The organism is Arthrobacter sp. I3, from assembly GCF_000520575.1.
Taxonomy (GTDB): Bacteria; Actinomycetota; Actinomycetes; order Actinomycetales; family Micrococcaceae; genus Arthrobacter; species Arthrobacter humicola_A.
Genome location: NZ_AZSB01000539.1, coordinates 1 through 5,363, shown reverse-complemented (window position 1 = coordinate 5,363; position 5,363 = coordinate 1). Strand labels below are relative to the sequence as shown.

The following is a 5,363-nucleotide window of genomic DNA, read 5'->3' as shown; positions in this document are numbered from 1 at the left end:
TCCAGCCAGCTCGCCTGGCCGGCGGCGAAGCGGCGGAGGGTTTCCCCGTGCGCCACCTCGGCGAGCCGCGTGGCGGCCACGAAGACCCGGTCCATGGGCGTGTCCGCCCACACCGAGGACTTGATGAAGTACGCCGCCGCCCCTTCCGGGGCTGCCGCCATGGCCGCAACATCCTCAGCCAGAAGCCGGTCCAGCCGTTCCAGCAGGACCGCGATCATCGCCTCTTTAGTCGGGAAATGGTAGAGCAGGCCGCCCTTGGAGACGCCGGCCCGGCGCGCGACGGCGTCCAGCGTCGCGGCGCGTTCACCGACTTCGATGAGCAGGGATTCGAAGGCATCGAGCACGGCCTCGCGGGCGACGGGTTTCCTGGGCATGCCTCCCATCATGCCTGTCCGCCCGCGCATTTCTTAACTGTACCGTCCAGACGGTATAGTTATCTTCATGAGCATTCCATCGATCACCGCAGCCACCAGCACTCCTGCGGCCACCGGGCCCCGGGCACCGTGGCGTGACTGGGTGGCGCTGGCCCTGCTGATGTTCCCCGTCCTGCTCGTGGCCGTGGACAACACCGCGCTCACGTTCGCCTTGCCGGCCATCGCCAGCAGCCTGACCGCTTCCGGCGTCGAACTGCTCTGGATCGTCGACGCCTATCCCCTGGTCCTGGCCGGACTCCTGGTCGCGATGGGTTCCCTGGGCGACAGGATCGGCCGGCGCCGGCTGCTGTTCGTGGGCAGCGCGGGCTTCGCCGCGGTGTCGGCCGTGACGGCGTTCGCGCCGAGTGCGGAGTGGCTGATCGCCGGCCGCGCCGGGCTTGGCCTGTTCGGCGCCATGCTCATGCCGTCCACGCTGTCGCTGATCCGGAACATCTTTCCGCAGCCCAACCGGCGCAGGCTGGCGGTGGCGATCTGGGCCGCCGGCTTCTCCGGTGGCGCCGCCCTCGGCCCGATTGCCGGCGGCTGGCTGGTGGAACACTTCTGGTGGGGCGCCGTCCTGCTGGTCGCGGTGCCGATCATCCTGCCGCTGCTGCTGCTCGGCCCGGCGCTGATCCCGGAATCCCGCGATCCGAAGCCGGGCCGGGTGGACGTGCCCAGCATTGCCCTGTCCCTGCTGGTCATGGTGCCGGTGGTCTACGGGATCAAAGCCCTTGCCACCCACGGGCCGGCTCCCGAGGCCTTCGCGAGCATCGGAACCGGCCTGCTCATGGGCTATGTGTTCATCCGGCGGCAACGCGCGCTTGCCCGTATCCACAGGACAGACCACAGCACCGCGCCGATGCTCGACGTCAGCCTGTTTGGCAACCGGATCTTCAGTACGGCCATCGTAGCCAACGTCCTGGCGCTGTTCTCCTTCAACGGCTTCATTCTCTTCCTGGCCCAGCACCTGCAGCTGCTGGAGGGCCAGTCCCCCTCGGCCTCCGGCGTCGCCATGGTCCCGGCCCTCATCGCCACAGTTGTGGCGGGGCTGCTCGTGGTCCCGCTGGTGCGCAAGGTGCGGCCCGGCTTTGTGGTGGCCGGCGGCCTGCTGCTGAGCGCGGCGGGCTATTTCCTGGTGGCCTTCGGCGACCACAGCCAGGGCCCGTCGTTGCTCCTTGCCGCCCTGTTGGTGCTCTGCCTGGGGGTGGGCGCCGCGGAGACGATCTCCAATGACCTGATCCTGGGCGCGGCGCCCGCCGACAAGGCAGGGGCGGCCGCCGCCATCTCCGAGACCGGCTACGAGGTGGGGTCCCTGCTGGGCACGGCGATTCTCGGCTCAATCCTGACGGCCTCCTACCAGGGCAACCTCCGGCTTCCGGCGGGCGTGTCCGAACTCGCCCCGGCGGCGGCCACCAGCCAGGCCGGTGAAACCCTGGCCGGCGCTGTGGATCTGGCCCGGATGCTTCCGGCGCCCCTGGCCGAGGCGGTGACGGCGGCCGCGCGCACCGCCTTCGACTCGGGCGTGCACGTCACGGCGTCAATTGCGCTGGTCCTGATGTCCGGGGCCTGCGTCCTGGCCGCCGTCGTCCTGCGGTCGGTGCCGAAGGCCCAATAGGGCTCAGCGGCCGCCGTCAGCGTCACGCCGTCGTCAGCGTCACGCCGTCGTCAGCGTCCAGGGGGTTCCAGCCCTTAAACAGCAGCGTCCGGCGCCGGGAGGATACCCGGCGCCGGACGCTGCTGATTTTTTGGGGGGCTGGTGGGAGCCGGTCCCTACTTGCTGTCCGGGGTGGTCACGCTGGCCGTGGCCCGCATGGTCTCGGCATTCACCATCCAGGCGTACTGCTCAAACTTGGCGATGAACTCGTGCAGCAGATCCGCGGTGGTGGGATCTTCCTCGTCCACTTCGTCATGGACCTTGCGCATGGTGCCGACGGCCGCCTCCAGCGCGGCGACAATCCGCTCGATGGCGTCCTTCGTGTTGATCAGGCCCTTCGGGAACTCGGCCAGTGCGGTGGACTTGGAAACCGTGGAGCTACGGCCGTCCGGGAGGGCGTGAAGGGCACGCATGCGCTCGGCGAGGTCATCCGCGAATCCCCGGGCGGCGTCGATGATCTCGTCCAGCTGGAGGTGAAGGTCCCTGAAGTTGGTCCCGACGATGTTCCAGTGTGCCTGCTTGCCCTGAACGTGGAGTTCGATCAGGTCCACCAGTACTGCCTGCAGGTTGGTCGTCAATGTGGGTGATGCTTTCATGAATCCTCCTCGATAGAACCGGTGCCGTGCGGGCCGCGCATGCCATTGCTGGCACCCCGGCCGATGCTTCCGACGCTACCGCAGCGCGGCGCCGGGCCGCGATGCTTCTGGGAGGAATTTCTCGGTCAGCTTACTAAGTCGGCTTACTAACCGTTTTTTGGGGCGGTTTAGACGGCCTCGTTCAGGATGGGCCCACGCGGGACCACGGCCCGCGTGATGCCGCCGGAGGTGGATTCGGACAGCTGGGTGAGGTAGTCGTTGCGCCGCCGCGGGGTAATCCTGGACTGGGGCTGGAACGGCTGCTCGGGGTCGTCGGCGTAGTGGGCGCTCAGGCCGTCTCGCATGAGCCGGATGGCTTCCGAACGCTGCTGGGACACCGCTGCGTGCGTGGATCCGAGTTCCGCGGCCAGGTCTTTGACCGTGCGGTCGCCGAAGTAGATCTCCTCCACCACGTAGCGCATCCGTTCCGGGAGGGATTTCACGGCGGCCCGAAGGTACTGGAGGCGTTCGTCCGCGAGCACAGAGTGTTCCGGGGTGAGGGTTTCGGCGGCCAGGGTGTCCACCACGGCCTCGTCGAGGGGCGTCAATGTGCGCGAGGCATCCGCGAGCGCGGCCTCCACAACGCTCTGCTGGACGCCCAAGGCAGAGGCGATCTCGTCCACTGTGGGGGTGCGGCCCAGGGCGGACGCCAGGGTTTCCTGCACGGACATGGTTTCCTTGATCCGGCGGCGGGCGGATCGGGTGGCCCAGTCGCTGGCCCGCATCTCGTCTGCGAAGGCGCCAAGGATGCGCCGGCGCGCGAAAGCGCCGAACGGCACCCCGAGGCCTGGATCGAACGAATCGGCCGAGGTAATCAGGGCAATAGCGCCGGCTGACGCCAAGTCATCGCGAGAAAGGTGTGACGCCTTCGAGCACAAATCTGAGACGAGATACCCCACCAGCGGAAGGTGCTGCGTGACCATCTCGTTGCGTTCCACGCGATTCAATACTGTGTCCCCCCATGAGACCGGATCCGAAGGGTCCTCGACCCTTAAAACGCCGAGAGCCGCACCCAAAACCGACCGGTGCTCCCCCCATTGGAGTCAGCGTTCGCAAGCAGGGCGCAGCACCCATGGAGGAAACCTATCACCTGTTCCAAGATCTGCGTGTACCCTCAGGGAAAAGCTGTGCGAAAAATGCGGTGACCGCCCAGAAGCTGTGATTCACAGGGCGGAAAGAGAATGGGGCACATGAGCGCAAGTGATCTCTCCGCGGCACTGTGGCAGGAGCGGCGGCAACTGGAGCTACTCCTCTTCAGGCTGGAAACGCAGCGCCTGCACGTCGTGGCCGGGAATCTGGAATGGCTGAACTTCATGGCCTCCGAGATTGAAACCGTGCTGGACCGCCTGCGCTTCGAAGCCCTGGCCCGGAGCGTCGAATCTGCTGCCGTGGCGGCCCAATGGGGCTTGCCGGCACAGACCACGCTCGTCGAACTGATTGCGGCCGCGCCCGCCGGGCCCTGGCCCGAGATCCTGCGCGAGCATCTGGACGCCCTGCACGCACTCCTGGCCCGGCTGGGCGAGGCTTCCAGCGTGAACGAGGACGCGCTGCGGAGCCTCCCGATGCCGGGACGCGCCGGCCCGGGGGGCACGGCCGGGCTTGTGGACCAGCTGACCATGGGAGGAAACCTGGAGCGGTCCCTGGCCGTGGTCCGGCGTTCAGCCCAGCCGCTCCTGGCCCAGTATCTCGGCGGGGACCATGTCTGATCCGGTGCGGGTCCTCAGCCGTCGGCGGGAGTGGCGCGCGGCGGCATGAGGCCGCGGAGTGCTTCCTCGGCGTCCGGGCCCGCTTCCGCCGCCGCGAGGTTCGCCGCCGCGATGGCTTCGATGACTTCCCGGCGCTGGATCGGCACACCGCGGGGCGCCTCAATGCCTATCCGAACACCGTCGCCGCGGCCTTCCAGAACAGTGATGACGATGCCGTCGCCGATCATGATCTGTTCGCCCGGCTTGCGTGTAAGTACCAGCATCCTCTCAATCTACCCTTCAGCCCGGGGAGCATCGTACGATTCCCGCCGGTTCTGCCATGTCGGTTCCGGCCCGGCGGGGCGCCCGTCGATCCAGCCCACGGGCAGTCCCAAGCCATTGACGCTTTCAGGCGACCCGGTCTCCGAGGCGCCGACCACCGCCACCGCGGTCACGTTGAGCTGGGCGGACAGCACGCCGACCCAGCGCGCCGTGTCCTCGTGCTTGCGTCCGGCATCGACCACAACCCAGACCTGGTCGGCGGAGAGCGCCGCCACGGACGGCACCCGGGCCAGGGCGTTGCGGGCTTTACCCAGTCCGAACGCCACCAGGACGGTGCGCTCCGTCACCACGGCATGGGCGCGCGCGGCCGTGGCACTTTGGCGTCCGTCGACGTGCAGGTGGCCATAGGCGGCGAGCTCACCGGCGGTGCGCACATCGGCACCTCCGGAGGCCATGGACATGGCCAGGGCGGTATCCATCGCGTCCTCCCCCAGCCCGATCAGGAGAACGAGATCGCCGACGCCGGTCAGCGGAGCCGGAGCCGGGACCCCCTCAGCGCTGCCCGGCGCGAAGACGGCCGGGTGCACGGGGCTCCCGACGGCGGCCGGTTGCTCGGGGCTCCCGACGGCGACCGGGTGCCCGGGGCTCCCAAAGACGCCGGCGGCGGCGCCGGCCGCTGCGGCCGGCGCTGCGG

6 protein-coding genes and 1 pseudogene are annotated in these 5,363 nt (G+C 68.6%); 2 read left to right on the top strand and 5 right to left on the bottom strand.

Annotated elements, in window-relative coordinates:
* On the bottom strand, positions 1–374 hold a 374-nt coding region (locus Y706_RS0102440; RefSeq protein WP_028275326.1), incomplete at its 3' end, for a TetR/AcrR family transcriptional regulator.
* 67 nt (positions 375–441) lie between these two features.
* On the opposite strand from Y706_RS0102440, the gene Y706_RS0102435 reads away from it, so the two are divergent.
* Positions 442–2,028: an MFS transporter gene (locus Y706_RS0102435; RefSeq protein ID WP_028275325.1), complete on the top strand. Its 1,587-nt coding sequence runs from the start codon at positions 442–444 to the stop codon at positions 2,026–2,028.
* A gap of 155 nt (positions 2,029–2,183) precedes the next feature.
* On the opposite strand, the gene Y706_RS0102430 is transcribed toward Y706_RS0102435, so the two are convergent.
* Together Y706_RS0102430 and Y706_RS0102425 are read right to left on the bottom strand one after the other, a co-directional pair.
* Complete coding sequence (locus tag Y706_RS0102430) at positions 2,184–2,663, bottom strand: Dps family protein (protein ID WP_028275324.1); 480 nt, start codon at positions 2,661–2,663, stop codon at positions 2,184–2,186.
* A gap of 167 nt (positions 2,664–2,830) precedes the next feature.
* Entirely contained in the window at positions 2,831–3,649 is an 819-nt protein-coding gene (locus tag Y706_RS0102425) for a sigma-70 family RNA polymerase sigma factor (protein ID WP_028275323.1), read from the bottom strand.
* Positions 3,650–3,892: 243 nt separating this feature from the next.
* Between Y706_RS0102425 and flgN the strand changes: the two genes are divergently transcribed.
* On the top strand, positions 3,893–4,408 hold the full coding sequence (flgN, locus tag Y706_RS27365) for a flagellar export chaperone FlgN (protein ID WP_052354985.1): 516 nt from the start codon (positions 3,893–3,895) through the stop codon (positions 4,406–4,408).
* 14 nt (positions 4,409–4,422) lie between these two features.
* Here the strand turns inward: flgN and Y706_RS0102415 are convergent, their stop codons facing one another.
* Complete coding sequence (locus tag Y706_RS0102415) at positions 4,423–4,671, bottom strand: carbon storage regulator (RefSeq protein WP_026538957.1); 249 nt, start codon at positions 4,669–4,671, stop codon at positions 4,423–4,425.
* 9 nt (positions 4,672–4,680) lie between these two features.
* Positions 4,681–5,363: pseudogene (locus Y706_RS29085) on the bottom strand (hypothetical protein); the annotation flags it as partial.

Excerpts from the sequence above, each read along its gene's own strand:
- Y706_RS0102435 (WP_028275325.1), top strand. The coding sequence starts at position 442 with ATGAGCATTCCATCGATCACCGCAGCCACCAGCACTCCTGCGGCCACC.
- Y706_RS0102430 (WP_028275324.1), bottom strand. The coding sequence starts at position 2,663 with ATGAAAGCATCACCCACATTGACGACCAACCTGCAGGCAGTACTGGTG.
- flgN (WP_052354985.1), top strand. The coding sequence starts at position 3,893 with ATGAGCGCAAGTGATCTCTCCGCGGCACTGTGGCAGGAGCGGCGGCAA.
- Y706_RS0102415 (WP_026538957.1), bottom strand. The coding sequence starts at position 4,671 with ATGCTGGTACTTACACGCAAGCCGGGCGAACAGATCATGATCGGCGAC.